At 60.2% G+C, this 18,460-nt stretch carries 17 protein-coding genes; 7 read left to right on the forward strand and 10 right to left on the reverse strand.

Annotation, left to right across the window (positions count from 1 at the left end; genetic code table 11):
* Nucleotides 1–999: a sulfate ABC transporter substrate-binding protein gene (locus tag KI614_RS13990; RefSeq protein WP_226406325.1), complete on the reverse strand. Its 999-nt coding sequence runs from the start codon at nucleotides 997–999 to the stop codon at nucleotides 1–3.
* 187 nt (nucleotides 1,000–1,186) lie between these two features.
* On the opposite strand from KI614_RS13990, the gene KI614_RS13995 reads away from it, so the two are divergent.
* Entirely contained in the window at nucleotides 1,187–1,756 is a 570-nt protein-coding gene (locus tag KI614_RS13995; RefSeq protein WP_203467666.1) for an OmpA family protein, read from the forward strand.
* Between the two features lie 66 nt (nucleotides 1,757–1,822).
* Here the strand turns inward: KI614_RS13995 and dbpA are convergent, their stop codons facing one another.
* Complete coding sequence (gene dbpA / locus KI614_RS14000) at nucleotides 1,823–3,253, reverse strand: ATP-dependent RNA helicase DbpA (protein WP_226406329.1); 1,431 nt, start codon at nucleotides 3,251–3,253, stop codon at nucleotides 1,823–1,825.
* Between the two features lie 139 nt (nucleotides 3,254–3,392).
* On the opposite strand from dbpA, the gene KI614_RS16425 reads away from it, so the two are divergent.
* Nucleotides 3,393–4,709 (forward strand): methyl-accepting chemotaxis protein, encoded by a 1,317-nt coding sequence (locus tag KI614_RS16425; protein WP_319002661.1) that lies wholly within the window; start codon nucleotides 3,393–3,395, stop codon nucleotides 4,707–4,709.
* 147 nt (nucleotides 4,710–4,856) lie between these two features.
* Entirely contained in the window at nucleotides 4,857–7,466 is a 2,610-nt protein-coding gene (locus KI614_RS14015) for a PAS domain S-box protein (RefSeq protein WP_226406331.1), read from the forward strand.
* Between the two features lie 218 nt (nucleotides 7,467–7,684).
* On the opposite strand, the gene KI614_RS14020 is transcribed toward KI614_RS14015, so the two are convergent.
* Together KI614_RS14020 and KI614_RS14025 are read right to left on the reverse strand one after the other, a co-directional pair.
* Nucleotides 7,685–8,887 carry an ammonium transporter gene (locus tag KI614_RS14020; protein WP_226406333.1) on the reverse strand — a complete coding sequence of 401 codons (1,203 nt, stop codon included), beginning with the start codon at nucleotides 8,885–8,887 and terminating at the stop codon, nucleotides 7,685–7,687.
* A gap of 228 nt (nucleotides 8,888–9,115) precedes the next feature.
* On the reverse strand, nucleotides 9,116–10,333 hold the full coding sequence (locus KI614_RS14025; protein WP_226406335.1) for a murein transglycosylase A: 1,218 nt from the start codon (nucleotides 10,331–10,333) through the stop codon (nucleotides 9,116–9,118).
* Between the two features lie 47 nt (nucleotides 10,334–10,380).
* Here KI614_RS14025 and KI614_RS14030 point away from each other — a divergent pair, with 47 nt between their 5' ends.
* Together KI614_RS14030 and KI614_RS14035 are read left to right on the forward strand one after the other, a co-directional pair.
* Entirely contained in the window at nucleotides 10,381–11,271 is an 891-nt protein-coding gene (locus tag KI614_RS14030) for an ATP-binding protein (RefSeq protein ID WP_203467676.1), read from the forward strand.
* Complete coding sequence (locus tag KI614_RS14035) at nucleotides 11,268–12,215, forward strand: Nudix family hydrolase (RefSeq protein ID WP_226406337.1); 948 nt, start codon at nucleotides 11,268–11,270, stop codon at nucleotides 12,213–12,215. The genes KI614_RS14030 and KI614_RS14035 overlap by 4 nt, the downstream gene beginning before the upstream one ends.
* 30 nt (nucleotides 12,216–12,245) lie before the next feature.
* Here the strand turns inward: KI614_RS14035 and KI614_RS14040 are convergent, their stop codons facing one another.
* The 5 genes from KI614_RS14040 to KI614_RS14060 all read right to left on the reverse strand — a co-directional run bounded on the left by KI614_RS14040 (nucleotide 12,246) and on the right by KI614_RS14060 (nucleotide 15,920).
* Entirely contained in the window at nucleotides 12,246–12,443 is a 198-nt protein-coding gene (locus tag KI614_RS14040; protein WP_226406339.1) for a DNA gyrase inhibitor YacG, read from the reverse strand.
* Complete coding sequence (gene zapD / locus KI614_RS14045) at nucleotides 12,443–13,201, reverse strand: cell division protein ZapD (RefSeq protein WP_203467679.1); 759 nt, start codon at nucleotides 13,199–13,201, stop codon at nucleotides 12,443–12,445. Before zapD ends, KI614_RS14040 begins: the two co-directional genes overlap by 1 nt.
* A 61-nt stretch (nucleotides 13,202–13,262) precedes the next feature.
* Entirely contained in the window at nucleotides 13,263–13,886 is a 624-nt protein-coding gene (gene coaE / locus KI614_RS14050) for a dephospho-CoA kinase (RefSeq protein WP_226406341.1), read from the reverse strand.
* On the reverse strand, nucleotides 13,883–14,551 hold the full coding sequence (locus KI614_RS14055) for an SPOR domain-containing protein (protein ID WP_226406343.1): 669 nt from the start codon (nucleotides 14,549–14,551) through the stop codon (nucleotides 13,883–13,885). The genes coaE and KI614_RS14055 overlap by 4 nt, the downstream gene beginning before the upstream one ends.
* 4 nt (nucleotides 14,552–14,555) lie before the next feature.
* On the reverse strand, nucleotides 14,556–15,920 hold the full coding sequence (locus KI614_RS14060; protein WP_226406345.1) for a TrpB-like pyridoxal phosphate-dependent enzyme: 1,365 nt from the start codon (nucleotides 15,918–15,920) through the stop codon (nucleotides 14,556–14,558).
* A gap of 170 nt (nucleotides 15,921–16,090) precedes the next feature.
* Between KI614_RS14060 and KI614_RS14065 the strand changes: the two genes are divergently transcribed.
* Complete coding sequence (locus KI614_RS14065) at nucleotides 16,091–16,639, forward strand: DOMON-like domain-containing protein (RefSeq protein ID WP_226406347.1); 549 nt, start codon at nucleotides 16,091–16,093, stop codon at nucleotides 16,637–16,639.
* Entirely contained in the window at nucleotides 16,636–17,847 is a 1,212-nt protein-coding gene (locus KI614_RS14070) for an exo-beta-N-acetylmuramidase NamZ domain-containing protein (protein WP_226406349.1), read from the forward strand. The genes KI614_RS14065 and KI614_RS14070 overlap by 4 nt, the downstream gene beginning before the upstream one ends.
* A 12-nt stretch (nucleotides 17,848–17,859) precedes the next feature.
* Here the strand turns inward: KI614_RS14070 and KI614_RS14075 are convergent, their stop codons facing one another.
* Nucleotides 17,860–18,420, reverse strand: a complete 561-nt coding sequence (locus tag KI614_RS14075) for an OmpA family protein (RefSeq protein ID WP_226406352.1) — start codon at nucleotides 18,418–18,420, stop codon at nucleotides 17,860–17,862.
* Nucleotides 18,421–18,460: the final 40 nt, after the last annotated feature.

Genomic DNA, 18,460 nt, shown 5'->3' on the forward strand with positions numbered 1-18,460 from the left:
TTATTTGCTTTGGTAAATCTGGTCGAAGGTGCCGCCGTCCTTGAAGTGCACCAGGAAAGCCTTGGTTGCACCGCCAAAGACGTCATCGACGGTAAAGGTCTTCACGGCCGGGAAAAACGTGGCGTACTTCTTCAGGAGTTCCGGATCACGCGGACGCAGATAGTTCTGTGCGGCATTCTCCTGGCCTTCCTTCGACCACAGGTAATCCAGATAAGCCTGCGCCTGCTTGCGCGAGCCCTTCTTGTCGATCACCTTGTCGACCAGTGCAACCGGGAATTCGGTCTGCATCGTCAGGCTGGGATAAACCACCTCGAACTCGCCCTTGCCGAACTCCTTGGCAATCATTTCGGCTTCGGACTCGAAGGTAATCAGCACATCGCCCATCTTGCGCTGCATGAAGGTCGTCGTTGCATCGCGGCCACCGGCGGCGAACAGCGGCGCATTCTTGAGCAGCTTGCCGAGGAACTCCTGCGCGCTCTTGTCATTGCCGCCCGGCTGTTTCAGCGCCCAGGCCCAGGCCGAAAGATAAGTGTTGCGGCCGTTACCCGTATTTTTCGGATGCGGGATGATCATCTGCACACCCGGCCCGGCCACATCGGACCAATCCTTGATCGCCTTCGGGTTGCCCTTGCGGACGATGAAAACCATCGCCGAGGTATAGGGCGAAGCGTTATTGGGGAATTTCCTGGCCCAATCCTTGGCGACCAGCCCTTTCTCCGCCAGGAACTCAATATCGTTGGCCTGGTTCATCGTCACGACATCGGCTTCAAGGCCATCGGCCACCGCGCGCACCTGCTTGCTCGAACCGCCATGCGACTGGCGCAACTCGACATTTTCCCCGGCCTTCTGTTTCCAGTATTTCTGGAACATCGGGTTGTAATCCTTGTAGACGTCGCGCGCCACATCATAGGAAGCGTTGAGTAGAGAAACATCGGCCAGTGCAGCGTTGGCAGCAAGCATCAGCAGGATGGCGGAAAGGGATTGGCGGAGTCGGTTCATGGCATACCTCATGGAGCAATGGAGGGAAATTTAGCTGATCTCGTTATAACAACAAAGACTGATTCTGAATTTATTTATTCGCATTACTGCTAAAACACGGCACATGGATTTCAGTTATCCCCGACCTCACCCTGTTCGTCAGGACGCCAAGCGGCTATCATTCGACATTCTCCACGCAGACCACATCATGATGCGCGCCACCCTGCCTGCCACTCTTCTGCTTACCGCACTGCTTGCCGGTTGCGTCTCGACCAAGGACGTTCCGCCGAGCAAACACATTTCCCAGACCGGTGCGCTCAGGGTTCACCCCGGCCTGCTCGGCCAGCCCGTCCCGCCGGAACTGCAGGATACCCGCGACCTGGCCCAGGCGGGCAGCGGCAAACAGGACACGCTGATCAAGATGGACCAGGAAGGCCTGCGTACCCAACGCAGCGTCTACTTCGACCTGAACAGCGCCGAGATTCGCGTCGAATTCGACCCGGCCCTGCAAGCCCATGCCCGCTACCTGGCCGCCAATCCGAAATCGCGCATCCGCATCGAAGGCAATGCCGACGAACGCGGCGCACCGGACTACAACGCCCGCCTCGGCATGAAGCGCGCCGAAAGCGTTCGCCAGACGATGATCCGCCATGGCGCACCGGAGCAACAGGTCAAGGTCAAGACGCTGGGCGAATCGCGTCCCAAGCTGAAGGGTCACGACGAAGAGTCGTGGGCCGAAAACCGCCGCGCCGACGTGGTGTACGAAGTCGAGAAATAAGCCGGGCGACCACCCCGCAAGACACTTCGGCCGGGCTCAAACCCGGCCGAATGCGTTGACCGCGGTCTACATCCGTTCATGCAGGAAATAGGCCTTGACCTTCTTGCCCTTGACCTTGCCAGCATTCAATTTGCGCAGCGCTTCCTGGGCAATTTTGCGGTCGACCGCGACATAGGTCGAGTTTTCAGTGACGTTGATCTTGCCGATCTGTTCGCGGCTATAGCCGGCATCGTTGGTCAGCGCGCCGAGCACATCGCCCGGCCGGATCTTTTCCTTGCGCCCGCCCAGCAACTGCAGCGTGACCATCGGCGGCAACATGACGCCTGACCCTTGCGGCACCAGTTCGTCCAGCGAATGCCACTCGGCCTCGAAACGGTGCAGATCCTCGACCGCCTTGACGCGTGACATTTCACCCGGCACCGCCAGGCTGAACGCCCAACCCTGCTGATCGACCCGGCCGGTCCGCCCGATGCGGTGAACATGCACCTCCGGCTCGAAAGTGATATCGACGTTGATCACCGCCTCCAGCTGCGCAATATCCAGGCCGCGCGCCGCGACATCGGTCGCCACCAGCACCGAGCAACTGCGATTGGCAAACTGGACCAGTACCTGATCGCGTTCGCGCTGATCAAGCTCGCCATGCAAGGTCAGGGCATGGAATCCCTGCTTTTGCAGATACGCCAGCAAGTCGCGGCATTGCTGGCGGGTGTTGCAGAAAGCAATCGTGCTGAGCGGGCGAAAATGGTTGAGCAACAGGCCGACCGCCTCGAAACGCCCTTCCCGCGTCACTTCGTAGAAGCGCTGACGGATCTTGGTGTCCTCGTGTTTTTCCAGCAGCTTGACCTCCTGCGGCTGGCGCAGGAAGCGGCTGCTCAGATCGGCAATGCCCGTCGGGTAGGTCGCCGAGAAGAGCAGCGTCTGACGCTCCTTGGGACAGGATTTGGCGACCCGGACGATGTCGTCGAAAAAGCCCATGTCGAGCATCCGGTCAGCCTCGTCGAGCACCAACGTATTGAGGGCGGCCAGGTCGAGGCTGCCGCGATCAAGGTGATCCATGATCCGGCCGGGCGTGCCGACCACGATGTGCGCGCCATGTTCGAGGCTGTTCATTTGCGGGCGCATCGGCGCACCACCGCACAGCGAGAGAATCTTGATATTGTCGTCGGCACGGGCCAGACGGCGGATTTCCTGCGTCACCTGATCGGCCAGCTCCCGTGTCGGGCACAGGATCAGGGCCTGGACGGCAAACGAACGGGGATTCAGGCGGGCCAGTAAAGCCAGCGAAAAAGCGACCGTTTTGCCGCTCCCGGTTTTGGCTTGGGCAATCAGGTCATGTCCGGCCAGCGCGATCGGCAGGCTCGCTGCCTGGATCGGCGTCATCGCGAGATAACCCAGTTGCTTGAGATTGGCCTGCATGGCGGCCGAAAGCGGCAGTTCGCCAAATGAGGCAGAGGCGGCGGTGGCGTCTTCCGACGCGGAGGGGGGCAATATGGTCATGGCGAATTATACGGGCAGTGAATTTTATGGACAGCAATCGTCTTGGATGCCTTTGATACAATTCTTGACCGATTTCAGGCATTCATCCCCAGCAGCAGCGCCATCCGGTGAGCGGGGACCCACCCAACAGGAGCACCCCATGTTCTGCAGCAAGCACCTCAAGAGAATTGCCGAACTCGAAACCCAACTCAGCGACGCGCGCGCCTTGCAACTCGCCATTGACCGCTCCACGGCTGTCATCGAACTATCGCCGGATGGCACCATCCTGGGGGCCAACGGAAATTTCTGTGCAACCGTTGGCTATTCAGCCAGCGAACTGGCCGGCGCCCATCATCGTCAATTGTGTGACGAAGCTTTTGCCGGCAGCCGGGAATACGCCGAGCTTTGGAACCGCCTGCGTGCCGGCGAATTCTTTCGCGGCACAATCAAGCGCCGCCACAAGAACGGTGCCGACATCTGGCTGGAGGCAACCTACAACCCGATTCTGGAGCCAGGCGGCAAGGTCCGCAAAGTCGTCAAGTTTGCCGCCGATGTCACCCGACAGGTTGAAGAGGCAACCCGGATGCGCGCCATGGTCGAGGCGATCGAGCGTTCGATGGCCGTCATTGAGTTCAGCCTGGACGGCGTCGTCCAGCGGACCAACGAAAATTTCCTGCGCACCCTGGGCTACTCGTCTGGTGACGTCATCGGTCGACATCACCGGATGTTCTGCCCCAGCAACTTTGCGGGCAGCAGTGAATACGCCGATTTCTGGGCGCGCCTCGGACGGGGCGAATTCATTACCGGGCAGTTTTCGCGGGTCGACCGCCAGGGTCGAGAAATCTGGCTCGAAGCCAGCTACAACCCGGTCTTTGGCCCGGATGGCAAAGTACTCAAAATCGTCAAGTTCGCATCCGACATCACTGCCCAGATCCATCGCCACCAAGCCGAAAAAGCCAGCGTCAAGACGGCCTACGACGTTGCCGCAGAAACCGAAACCGTCGCCAAAAATGGCGAAGGCATCATCCTCGACACCGTGGCCAAAATGCACTCGATCGCCGGCATCGTCGGCAAATCATCCCACCTCGTCGAATCGCTGGGCGAACAGACTTCACGCATCACGTCCATCGTCAACACCATCCGGGAAATTGCCGACCAGACCAATCTGCTCGCGCTCAACGCAGCCATCGAAGCCGCACGCGCCGGGGAAAGCGGACGCGGCTTTGCCGTCGTGGCGGATGAAGTACGCAAACTCGCCGAGCGGACAAGCAAATCAACCAGCGAAATTGCCCAGATGATCCAGGACATCCAGGCCGAAACCGGCTCAGTCAGCCAGAGCATGAGTCACGGCCTGACCGAGGTTGCCGACGGTGTCGAACTGGCCAACCAGGCAGGCGGCGCAATCCGTCAAATGCGGGTCGATGCGGCACGGGTCGTTGAAGTGATCCACGAACTATCGGAAACAGTCGCCCGCTAATACGCGACGCAGCAAAACAGGTCCGCTTCCTGTCGGCAACCGGATGATGGAGTAGACTTTGGGATTGGTAATTGCAATACCGATCGTCGGTTACCTCGAATGAATTTCCTGAACATTCTCCTTGCAGTTCCGAAGAGCGACTGACAAATGCTGAGCAACCTGATCAATAACATTGCCTTCCTGATTGCGCTGGCAGCCGCAGGCCAGCTAGTCGTTACACGATTTCACCAATCCCCTCTGAAATATTCTCTGGCGCTCGGGGTTCTGTTTGGCAGCGTGACCTTGCTGGGCATGGCGAATCCGGTGAACTTCGCACCCGGCGTATTTTTTGACGGGCGGTCGATTGTGCTGACGGTCGCCGGCGTGATCGGCGGAGGCCTGGCTGCGGCCATCGCCGCTGGCATGGCCGCCATCTATCGCTATCAACTGGGCGGTATCGGCGCACCTGTGGGCATCATGGTCATCCTGTTCTCGGCCTTTTTGGGGGTGCTGGCGCGGCGGTGGTGGCAGCGGCGCAGCGCCCCGCCGCATTACGGGCACTATCTGGCGCTCGGCGTAGTAGTGCAATTGATGCAGTTGGCCGCCTTCACGCAAGTACCTGATCGGGCCGGGTATGCTTTCATCGAGCAGGCCTGGTGGATCCTCCTGTTGTTCTACCCCCTCGCGACCGCCCTGCTGAGCCTGATCTTTCGCAACTACGAACAGCAATTTGAAGAGCGGGCGGCATTGCAGGCTGCACAGAAGGCGGTCATGGCAGAAGAGCAAGCCAGCATGGAACGCTTTCATGCTTACTTTGATCACTCCATCGTCGGCCTTGCCATTACCAGCCAGGAGAAGGGCTGGATCGAGGTGAATGACGCTCTTTGTCTGACGCTGGGGTACACAACGGACGAATTGACCCGCATGACCTGGACGGATCTCACCTATCCGGAAGATCTCGCACCTGACCTGGCGCAGTTCAACCAGATGCTGGCCGGCGAAATCAATAGCTATGCGATGGACAAGCGCTTCATCCACAAGGACGGTCATCTGGTCTATACGCGCCTGGCGGTGAGTCAAGTTCGCAAGCCGGATGGCAGTCTGGATTATGTGGTCGCAATGGTGGAGGACATTTCGGACCGCAAGCGTTCGGAACTGGCTCTGGAGAGCAGCGAAAAACAACTGCGCTTCGTGTTGGAAGGGGCGGAGCTCGGTTTTTGGGACTGGGACATTGCTGCAGGCAAAGTGGACCGGAACGAACGTTGGGCGATGATGCTGGGATACACACACAGCGAAATCCAGTACACGGTGATGCAGTGGACCGACTTCATTCACCCGGAGGATCAGGAACGTGCGTGGGACTCCATCAAAGCGGTGATTGAAGGGCGCTCCGAGATGCATCGGCTTGAGTACCGGATGCTCCACAAGGATGGCAGCATTCGGTGGATTCTTGACCAGGCCAGCGTGATGCAGCGCGATGTAGATGGCAAGCCGCTGCGCATGTGCGGAACCCATACCGACATTACCGCACGCAAGCAGGACGAGCTCGAACTGCTGCAGCATCGCCATCACCTTCAGAAACTCGTTGAAGCACAAACCCGGGAGCTACGCGTCGCCAAAGAAGCCGCCGAAACTGCCAACGTCGCCAAGAGCTCCTTCCTGGCCAACATGTCACACGAGATCCGCACCCCGCTTAATGCCATCACTGGCATGGCCTACATTTTGCGTCGCAACGGCCTGACTGCCGAGCAAACTGACAAGCTCGACAAGATCGAGAACGCCGGCAGCCACCTGCTCAGGATCATCAACGACGTTCTCGACCTCTCCAAAATCGAAGCCGGCAAGTTCGCCTTGGAGGATAGTACTGTCCATATCGAAGCACTGCTGGCCAATGTCGCCTCGATGCTCGGTCAGAAAGCACGGGACAAAGGTCTGCGCTTCAACATCGAAACCACTGCCTTGCCTCACCGTCTGCGTGGCGACTCCACCCGGCTGCAACAAGCCCTGCTCAACTATGCCGCCAATGCCATCAAATTTACCGAGCAGGGCCACATTACCCTGCGCGTAACGCAAGACGCTGAAACCGACGACACCGCCACCATACGCTTCGTAGTCGAAGATACCGGCATCGGTATCGCCCCCGAGGCCCTGCCCAAACTCTTCACTGCCTTCGAGCAGGCCGACAACTCGACCACACGCCAATACGGCGGCACCGGTCTCGGTCTGGCCATCACCCGAAAGATCGCCGAAGTGATGGGGGGTGGCGCTGGCGTCACCAGCGTCCCAGGCCAGGGCAGCACCTTCTGGTTCACTGCAGTTCTCCAGAAAGCCCAAGAGACAGCAGCACAAGGCGCCCGTGAGGGGACCGAAGCCGCCGAGCAAATCATCCTGCGCGACCATGCCGGCAAGCGCATCCTGTTGGTCGAGGACGAAACGATCAACCAGGAAATTGCCCAGATGCTGCTGGAGAATGTGGGCCTAGCCGTCGATCTGGCCGGGAATGGCCAACAGGCCGTGGAGAAGGCCCGCTCAGGAAGCTACGCTGTCATCCTGATGGACATGCAGATGCCGGTGCTGGACGGCCTGGATGCGACGCGGCAAATCCGTCAGTTGCCCGATCATCAAGCAACGCCAGTCCTGGCGATGACAGCGAATGCCTTTGCCGAGGACAAGGATCGCTGCTTTGTGGCAGGCATGGATGACTTTCTTTCCAAGCCGGTTAATCCTGGGATTCTCTACGCAACGCTACTCAAATGGTTGGAACACCAACGGGACTGAACGCGTGCTGTGCGGCCGTTTCCTGCCGTTTGGCCTTCGGCTGGGCGAATGACAGCTTCGGGTCGCTTTAAGCCCTATAGGCAGAATGCTAGACACATCGCACATTTAGCACTGGCACGAAGCAAATGCTTGCCACGTTGAATGAGCGCAAACATAAAGGGGGCCGATGGCCCCCTTAGATTCAACTGTCCGACAGACTTAATTGTTTCCGACCAGCCTTACCAGTTCGGCTCGCGCTCCGGCGTTGCTGTAATGCGGTGAATGCTCAGGTCGGCGCCCTCGTATTCTTCTTCCTGATCGAGTCGCAAGCCGATGAAGGCTTTCAGGCTGCCATAAACGATGGCTCCGCCGGCCAAGGCAACGACAATCGCCAGACCGGTCATGATCAGTTGCGGCATGAAGGCAATGCTGCCGGCGCCGCCCAGCGCCTTGCTGCCGAAGATACCGGCCGCGATACCGCCCCATGCGCCGCACAGGCCGTGCAGCGGCCAGACACCCAGAACGTCGTCGATTTTCCAGCGATTCTGGGTCAGCGTGAACATGATGACGAACAGGCCGCCAGCGATGCTGCCGACAACCAGCGCACCCATCGGGTGCATCAGGTCCGAGCCGGCACAAACGGCGACCAGACCGGCGAGCGGGCCGTTATGCACGAAACCCGGGTCATTCTTGCCGAGCAGAAGTGCCACCATGGTGCCGCCGACCATCGCCATCAACGAATTGAGGGCGACCAGGCCGGAAATTTTGTCCAGCGTCTGGGCGCTCATCACATTGAAGCCAAACCAGCCGACCGTCAGAATCCACGCTCCCAATGCCAGAAAAGGAATCGATGAAGGAGGATGGGCTGAAATGCGGCCGTCCTTGTTGTAGCGACCATGGCGTGGCCCGAGCAGGAGGACGGCAGGCAAGGCAATCCAGCCGCCCATGGCATGTACGACGACAGAGCCGGCGAAGTCATGGAACTCCTCGCCAAATGTCGCCTTCAGCCACGCCTGAATGCCAAACGCCTGATTCCAGGCGATACTTTCATAAAACGGGTAGATGAAGCCGACGATCATGAACGTGGCAATCAACTGCGGGTGGAACTTGGCTCGTTCGGCGATTCCCCCGGAGATAATCGCTGGAATGGCTGCGGCAAAGGTCAGCAAAAAGAAAAACTTGGTCAGTTCGTAACCATTTTTTTCCATCAGCGTTTCAACACCGGTGAAGAAATTGACACCGTAGGCAATGGTGTAGCCGATGAAGAAGTATGCCAGGGTCGACATGCCGAAATCGGTCAAAATCTTGACCAGCGCATTGACCTGGTTTTTCTTGCGAACCGTGCCCACTTCGAGGAAGGCAAAGCCTGCGTGCATGGCCAGCACCATGATGGCGCCAAGCAGGATGAACAGCACATTGCTGCCGGATTGGTAGTTTTCCATGAAAGCCCCTGATTTTGGAATCGAATGCCTATAGCAAGCACCATTCCAGTGCACAAAGATGTTTTAAATCAGTGCATTGCAAAAGTCATTTTTGCATAAACGCACCAAACAAGTGCCAAAAAACAATCCATCGCCCAGCATCGGTGCAGAAAATGCGGGCAATGCACCAACAAAACCACCCCGCGGGATCGTCAAGCAAGCCCGCCCCCTGGGCAACGAACGCTTACGTTATCTGGGCGCAGCTTCCGGCGGCAAAAGCACCCAAAGACGTCCGGTTTGCTTCATGCGCCCGGCCTGTTCGCCTGCTGCCTTGCCAAAGCCCCAGAAAAAGTCGGCCCGAACTGCCCCCTTGATCGCACCACCGGTGTCCTGCGCCATGACCAGACGATTCATTGCTTGCACTGAATTGGGGCGGGTCGTTGCCAGGAAGACCGGGGCTCCGAGCGGCACCGAGCGCGGATCAATCGCAATGCTGCGCTCGGGCGTCAGCGGCACGCCGAGCGCACCCGCCGGACCATCCTTGCTGTTCGGATTTTCACGGAAGAAAACATAGCTCGGATTGGCGTTGAGTAATTCGTCGAGACGGGCCGGATTGGCCCGTGCCCAGGCCTGGATGCCCTGCATCGAAGCCTCTTCAAGCTTCAGTTCGCCACGGTCGACCAGCACGCGACCGATGGATTGGTAGGGATGACCGTTCTGGTCGGCATAATTGACGCGTACGGTGCTGCCATCGGTCAGCTTGACCCGACCGGATCCCTGAACCTGAAGAAAGAACAGTTCGACGGCATCATCGACATACAGCAAGGTTTTACCCGGCAAGCGATCGCCGCGCGCACCGATTTCGGCACGTGACCAGTAAGGCACCACCTTATTGCCTTCAACCCGGCCACGAACGCGCTTGTCTTTGAGCTCAGGGAAAAGCGCGGACAGGTCGATCGTCAGCAAATCATCCGGCACAGCCCGGATCGGCTGCTCAAACCCCTTCACCTTGGTTCTGCTGCCGCGCAGCAGTGGCTCGTAATAGCCGGTAATCATGCCGTTGAATTCGCCCTCACCGGTCAGGACGGCATAAGGCTGGAGGTTTTGCTCAAAGAAGGCTCGCGGATTGAAGTCCGGCTTGCCGTCAGCCGCCCGCGCCAGATCGCAGACGCGCTTCCAGGCCGGGCCGTGCGACTTGCTGGCCATGCCCCGGCAAGACTGCATGAAAGCCGGCCAGGCGGCCGCTATATCGTCATTTTTCCAGCCCGGCAGATCGGCCCAGCTGGCGGCACGAAAAGTCCGGGCAAACGGGCTTGGCGGCACGGGCGTCGTGACAGCCGTTGGCGGGCAGGCCGGGCAGCTTGCGCAAGGTTTGCAGACGGCCGGCTCCGGCTCTCCCGAGGGCAAAAGGCTGCAGGCGCTCAACAGGGAGAAGGCCAGAAAGGGTGCGGCTTGGATTTTTCGCATGGGTTTCGTTAGAGTGCGTGAATTCAACGCGAAGTATACCTGTCACCATGCCCGAATCTCTCCAGCTTGAACGTCTGCTTGCCCGTGCCGAGGCCGTCCTTGGTCGCTTCGAGGCAACGCTGCCCCCCGCTCCGCCGCTGCCGGACTGGAAAAACGCCATTGCTTTCCGCTGGCGCAAGAACCACGGCCGCGGCTGGTTGCAGGCCATTCGCCAGCCCCACCCGATCCGCCTCGACGAACTGAACAACATCGACGACCAAAAAGAGCGCATCCGCCTGAATACCGCCCAGTTCGTCGCCGGTCACACCGCCAACAATGTCTTGCTGACCGGCTCGCGCGGCTCGGGCAAGTCATCCTTGGTCAAGGCCGTACTCAACGAGTACTCGGCGCAAGGCCTGCGGCTGATCGAAGTCGACAAGGCCGACCTCGTCGACCTGCCGGATATCGTCGACCTGATCGAAAGCCGACCGGAACGTTTCATCATCTTCTGCGATGATCTTTCCTTCGAAGCCGGCGAAACCGCCTACAAGGCATTGAAGTCGGTGCTTGATGGCTCGATTTCGGCGCCGCCGGACAATGTGCTGATTTATGCCACCTCGAATCGTCGCCACCTGATGCCCGAGTTTTTCTCCGAAAACCTCGAAACCCAGCGGATCGACGACGAAATTCATCCGGGCGAAGCCGTTGAAGAAAAAATCTCGCTATCCGAACGTTTCGGCCTGTGGATTTCGTTCTACCCATTCAGCCAGAACGAATACCTGAATATCGTCTATCACTGGCTGCGCTATCTCGGCGTCGATGAAGCCGTGATCGCCCGATGTGAGCGCGACGCCCTCAACTGGGCACTCGGCCGCGGCTCGCGCTCCGGCCGTGTGGCCTGGCAATTCGCCCGCGACCTGGCCGGCCAGCAAAAAGATCAGCCGGAGACGACGCGGTGAGCGAAAAAATTGTCGAAGTTGCCGCCGCCGTGATGCTGCGCGCCAACGGCCGTGAATTTCTCCTCGCACAACGCCCGGAAGGCAAGGTCTACGCCGGCTACTGGGAGTTCCCGGGCGGCAAGCTGGAGGCGGGCGAAAGCGTTCGCCAGGCGCTGGTCCGCGAGCTTCATGAAGAATTGGGCATCAGTGTCACGGAATGCGCCCCCTGGCTGACCCGGCAATTCACCTACCCGCACGCCACGGTGCGCTTGCATTTCTGGCGCGTCACGGCGTGGACCGGGGAAATCGGCATCACCGCCCCGCTGGAGCATGCTGCGGTCGACTGGATGGAGTGCGGCAAAAGCGCCAGCGTTGCCCCCATCCTGCCGGCCAATGACCCGATTCTCAAAGGTCTGGCCTTACCCACCCGGATGGCCATTACGATGGCCGAAAGCGAAGGCGTCGAGCGCCAGCTGGAGCGCCTTGAAGAAGCGCTGAATGCGGGCCTGAAGCTGATCCAGGTGCGCGAGAAGCACTGGCCACAAGCCCGGCGCCTGTGGTTCGCCGAAGCCGTCAAGCGGCTGGCTCACGACCACGGCGCCCTCGTCGTGATCAATGACGATGCGGAAGTCGCCCGGCTGGTCGGCGCCGATGGCCTGCATCTTTCATCGAGCGGACTCGCAGCCTGTCGCGAACGCCCTGACTTCAACTGGGTAGGTGCGTCATGCCACTGCGCGGCCGAAATTCATCGCGCCGGCGAACTGAACCTTGATTACGCGCTGCTCGGCCCGGTCTTGCCGACACCAAGTCATCCGGAAAATCCGGGACTGGGCTGGGATGGTTTTGCCGAACACCTCACCGGAAACACCATCCCGGTCTTTGCATTGGGGGGGATGAACCAGGCTTTGATCGACCAAGCTCAAGCCCATGGCGCTCACGGACTGGCCTTGATGCGCGGCTGGTAACACGGCCAAAGCCTGAAACGGCTTAAAAACCTAGAAACCTTGATCGCCGGGCAAATCACCGTCCGGTAGATCAGGCTGGCCCTGCACCGGAATACGGTAGGTATCGGCCGCCCAGCAACCGAGATCGATTTTCCGACAACGTTCGGAGCAAAAAGGACGATCCGGATTTTCCGGCGACCAGAGCGCATCTTCGCCACACTGCGGACAACGGACCTTGCGTGCCGTCATTACAGGTTGCAGAAGGTCAGGTCGAAATCAATATCGCGCTCGCAGCCACGGGCCTTGATTTCACCCGCCGGCGGCTTGGTGAAGCGGATATTGAGAAAATACTTGTTGGCGCTAACCTCCGGAATCGCCTGCTCGTCGGCGCTCACCGCAACGCGCACCATCTGCGCGGCAGTACCGCCGAGATTGAGCTGGAATTGACCGTTGACCGCGCTATAACGCTTCGGCCGGCCACTTGAGCGCAGCAGACGCAAGACGATGGCCGCTGCATCGCGCAACGGCAGCATGGGCTTGAGCCAGCCATCAAGTGCTTCAAGACGGACATCCAGCGGACGATTCAGCCACCAGTGATAAGACGGCAGATCGAATTCGCAGACACCGCCGGGAATCGCCGCACGGCTCTTGATCCCCATCAGCCAGTCGTTGTCGCGCAGATACTGGCCGATCTTGCCAACCATGCCGAGCAGGGCGGCCGAGGAGTGCTCGATTTCATAAAGCGCACCGGACAGCGCTTCTTCGGAGATATCGGGATTATTGCGGTAGGCCAGCAAGGTCTGGCGCTGCCTTTCCAGTTCCTGGATCAAATCCATTTTCAGGTCGGCACGGCCGGCCACTTCAAGGATTTCAAACAGGGTAACGAGGGCAGTATGGTGTTCGAGCTGACCTTCGCTTTGAATGAAATAGGCCGTTTTTTCGAACAAGTCTTCGAGACGCAACAATGTGCGGATGCGCTCGTTAAACGGGTATTCGTAAGTAATCACGCGGCCAGTGTCCGAAGGAACGGAAAATTATTCTGAATTTTGAGCCATTTGCATGCAAATCTCAACACTTTGCTTTAGCTTTTTCAGCAGAAAGCGATAGATACTTTAAGTGCAATCTGTCGACCTGGCCGTAAAGAATTGTCAGCGCACCATCATTATTGACAACGTCATCGGCAATATCGAGACGCTGCTGGCGTGTCGCCTGGGCCGAAACGATGGCCCGCACTTCCTCTTCGGCTAATTGACTGCGCACCATGACACGTTCGATTTGCCGGCTTTCCGGGCAGTCGACCGCGACAATCCGGTCGCAGCGTTCCCGGTAGCTACCCGACTCGACCAGCAAGGGCACCGCCAGAATGACATACGGAGACGCCGCCAAACGGCAGCGCTCATCCGAAATCCGTCGAATCATCGGGTGCAGGATGCCTTCCAGCCGAGCCCGGGCAGTGGCATCGGCAAAGACCAGCCGACGCATCGCAGCACGATCCATCGCCCCTGTGACATCGGCAATCGACGGCCCGAAAGCCGCCAGCAGCGCAGGCATGGCAGCACCATCGGGGGCCGTCAGTTCATGAGCCAGTGCATCGGTGTCGATGACGACAATGCCTTTTGCAGCAAACAAGTCGGCGACCGTGCTCTTCCCGCTCCCGATCCCGCCCGTCAGGCCAACGACGTAATCGCTCACTTGCAGGCCTGCGGCTCAACCTTGGGGAAGGCCAGAGAAACGGCCTCCAGCAATGCCGCCTTACCGGCCAGCGGACCGGAAACCTGCAAGGTAAAGGCATTTTCATTGCCGGGGCGCGGCACCAGCCGGGCCGACCTGACGCCCTTGGATTTCAAGTCGGCAAGTCGATCCGCCCCACCTTTTTCCGAAGAAAAAATACCGAGCGAAATGGCAAACCGGTTGACGTTGTCCTGAATGATGAAGAAATCGGAAACACCGATCCGCTTCAGCTCGCCAACCTTTTTATCCGCCTCGGCCTTGTTGGCCAGCGGAGGGATGTAGACCCACCAGCCACCGGTTTCACGCGCGACATTGCGCCGCTCGACGTGATAATCGACAAACTTGTCGGTCAATAAGGTCCCCAGCCGGTCAGCCTCACTTGACGGCAGATTTTCCCAGGCCAGACAAAGGCTATCGACGGTCGGCGCCACAGCCGCGGCCGGCTCTTTACTGACTGGCTCCTTGGCCGCCGGCGCCTCACCCCGCGAAACGATGCGCATGCGATCCGGCACGACCTGCTGCTCCAGGCGCCCGGCGTCCGGATTTCCCGGCCGCCCGAAATATCCGGAGCTGAAGGCGTAAAACAGCACATTGGCCAGCACGAGCAGGAAAACGAGCGCTTTCACCGGCTCAGCCTACTTTCGGCAAATGCTTGAGCGACTCGACAATGGCTTCGGCCGGATAATCGTAATCTTCCAGCTTGCCGGAGAAGAACTTGTCGTAGGACGCCATGTCGAAATGACCATGTCCGGTCAGGCAGAACAGGATCGTCTTGGCCTCGCCGGTCACCTTGCAGCGCAGGGCTTCGTCGATAGCCGCACGAATCGCGTGGCAGGATTCCGGCGCCGGGATGATGCCCTCGGCCCGGGCAAACTGGACACCGGCTTCAAAGGTGGCAACCTGCGGCACGGCGAGCGCTTCGATCTGGCCTTCGTGCAGCAGTTGCGAAACGAGCGGCGAATCACCGTGATAACGCAGGCCACCGGCGTGAATGCCGGGCGGCATGAAGTCGTGACCGAGCGTGTACATGCGCATGATCGGCGTGTAGCCCGAAACATCGCCGTAGTCGTAGGCGTAGGTTCCCTTGGTCAGCGTCGGACAGGAAGTCGGCTCGACGGCGACGCAGCGCAGCTTGCTTGCGCGCTTGTCGCCGGCCGCCTTGTCGGCCAGGAAGGGGAAGGCGATGCCGCCAAAGCTGGAACCGCCGCCGCACGGCCCGAAAATCACATCCGGATACAGGCCGATCTTCTCGAATTGCTTCTTCGCTTCCAGGCCGATGATCGACTGGTGCAGCACAACGTGATTGAGCACCGAACCCAGCGTGTAGCAGGTGTCCGGATCAGCCGCTGCCTCTTCGACCGCTTCGGAAATCGCCAGGCCGAGCGAACCCTGGTTATCCGGATCGGCCGCCAGGGCAGTGCGTCCGGCATTGGTCAGGTTGGTCGGGCTGGCAAAGACCTCGGCCCCCCACGTCTGCATCATCGAACGACGGAAGGGCTTTTGCTGGTAACTGACATTGACCATGAAGACGCGCACCGGCAGGCCGAACATCTGGCCGGCATAGGCGATCGACGAGCCCCACTGGCCGGCGCCGGTTTCAGTCGTCAGCTTCTTGGTACCGACCAGCTTGTTGAAATAAGCCTGCGGCACGGCGGAATTCGGTTTGTGCGAACCGGCTGGAGAAACACCTTCGTATTTGAAGAAAATCTTGGCCGGCGTGCCAAGTGCCTGCTCCAGGCGCAAGGCACGGCAAAGCGGGGCCGGGCGCCACTGGGCGTAGATCTGGCGAACCTCTTCGGGAATCGCGATCCAGCGTTCGGCCGACATTTCCTGCTCGATGATCGGTTCCGGGAAAATCGCCCCCATGGCCTCCGGCGGAACCGGATTGCCATCCGGGCCGAGCGGCGGCGCCAGCGGGTTGCTCATGTCGGCAGCGATGTTGTACCAGTGGGTCGGAATTTCTTCTTGTTCGAGGTTGATGCGCAGCGGCGTCATATTTTTGTCTCTCCCTGATGCTGTTCGGCAAAAGCGGTAAATTACTCCAAAACCCCTGCCCGACCAAGGGTTGGCGGCCGATTTTGACCATTTTTGGCAGGTCGACCGCAACACCTGGCGAGGCGAGCAGGTAAAGTACCGCCTGCACCATTCATCGACGATCCAACGCCTTGCCTGCCCCTGCCGAACACATCCTGCTTTGCCACCCGGCCAAGCCCGCCACCGCCGCCTGCACAGTCAGCGCCTCGGCGTCGTTTGCCGGCGATGGCAGCCTGATCCTCAGCTACCGCCTGGACGGCCGGACTATCCTTCGCCCGGCCCGGCAAGCCAGCGCCCCGGCTGACAACCTGTGGCAGCACACCTGCTGCGAAGCTTTCCTTGCTGCGGTCGACACGGCTGAATACCGCGAATTCAACTTCTCGCCCTCCAGCCAGTGGGCCGCCTACCGTTTCACCGATTACCGGGTTCGCGACACCGACTTCCAGCCGGCCGCCGCCCCACTGATCAGCCTGGACGACACCCCCGACGGCTTCTCGCTGATCGCCCGTCTCCCGGCATCGCTACTGCCCGCCGGGAATCGGCTGCAACTCGCACTGAGCTGCGTCATCGAACAGCACGACCGAACAAAAACCTGGTGGGCGCTTGCGCACCGTGCCGCCCAGCCCGATTTTCACCTGCGTACCAGTTTCACGCTGCCCCTGAAAGTTCCCCAGCCATGAGCCAGCCCATTCTTTTCGGCATCGACCGTCTTATTTCCGATCCAGCCCTGCGCCAGCCCCTGCATGGCCGCCGCATCGCCCTGCTGGCCCACCCGGCCTCGGTCACCGCCGACCTGACGCATTCGCTCGACGCCCTCGCCGCCCTGCCCGATCTCGAACTGAGCGCCGCCTTCGGCCCGCAGCACGGCTTGCGCGGCGACAAGCAGGACAATATGGTCGAGTCACCCGATTTCCTCGACCCACAACTCGGCATCCCGGTTTTCAGCCTGTACGGCGAAGTCCGCCGGCCGACCGAGGCGATGATGGACACTTTCGACGTCCTGCTGGTCGATCTGCAGGACCTCGGCTGCCGCATCTACACCTTCATCACGACCCTGCGTTACATCCTCGAAGCCGCCGCCCGGCACGGCAAGAGCGTCTGGGTGCTGGATCGCCCCAACCCGGCTGGGCGCCCGGTCGAAGGTCTGACGCTGCGTGACGGCTGGGAAAGCTTCGTCGGGGCCGGCCCGATGCCGATGCGCCACGGCCTGACCATGGGCGAACTCGGCCAGTGGTTCATCGCCACACTCGAACTCGATGTCGATTACCGGGTCATCACGATGCAAGGCTGGCAACCGGACAGCGCCCCCGGCTACGGCTGGCCGCCGGAACGCAGCTGGATCAACCCCAGCCCGAACGCCCCCAACCTGAGCATGGCACGCGCCTACGCCGGCACGGTGATGCTCGAAGGCGCGACGCTTTCCGAAGGGCGCGGCACGACCCGACCCCTCGAACTGTTCGGTGCCCCGGACATCGATGCGCGCGCCGTGATTGCCGAAATGCGCGCCGTTGCGCCGCACTGGCTGGCCGGCTGCAAACTGCGCGAATGCTGGTTCGAGCCGACCTTCCACAAACACGCCGGCAAGCAGTGCAACGGCGTGCAGATCCACTGCGAAGGGCCGTACTACGATCACACCGCCTTCAAACCGTGGCGCATCCAGGCGCTGGCCTTCAAGGCGATCCGCCGGCTTTACCCGGATTACGCGCTATGGCGCGACTTTGCCTACGAATACGAGCACGACCGGCTGGCCATCGACCTGATCAACGGCTCCCCGCTGCTCCGTGAATGGGTGGACAACCTGGCCAGCACGCCGGACGATCTCGACGAGATCAGCCACCACGACGAACAAGCCTGGCTGACGTCGCGGTCGACCTTCCTTTTATATTGATTCCGGCGCGAACTACAGGCGCGGCCTGACGAGGTAGATCTCGACCCAGTGCTGCAGCGCATCGCGCTTCAGCCGGTGTTCCTCGCCGAAAGGGGCGAGCAGGATACGGCGCGCCGGGACGCGCAACTCAAGCAAACGGGCCCGGACAGCCTGCAGGGATTTCTCGGCCAAGCCGAGATTGAGTGCCGGACTGCCGCCCTCGGGGACAAAACCTTCCAGGCGCAGGATCAACTTTTCATCTGATCGGGCCTGCTGCGCAATGGCCTGCAGCCGCGATTCGGCTTCGCGCGAGATGACCTGGTTGTCCGGATTGAACTTGATCACCGCATCCGGCTGGCTTCGCGCCGCGCTGGCGGTCTCACCGGCTTTGCGCTGGGTTGTCGGATAACGCCCCAGCTCGCCCCGATCGCTGCGCAGAGCGGGTTCGGCACTTTCGCCGGCACGCCGGGCAGCGCCCGGACGGGGCGCCTCGGCATCATCCGAAAATGGCCAGCCAAAGCCGGACGAGCCCGATGTCGAACAGCCCGACACTGCCAGCAGGATGGCAATGGACATCAGCATGCGTCGTTTCATAAAAACCCCAATTTGCAGAGGGCTAAGATCGTACCGCAAA

Source organism: Dechloromonas denitrificans (assembly GCF_020510665.1).
Lineage (GTDB): Bacteria > Pseudomonadota > Gammaproteobacteria > Burkholderiales > Rhodocyclaceae > Azonexus > Azonexus denitrificans_B.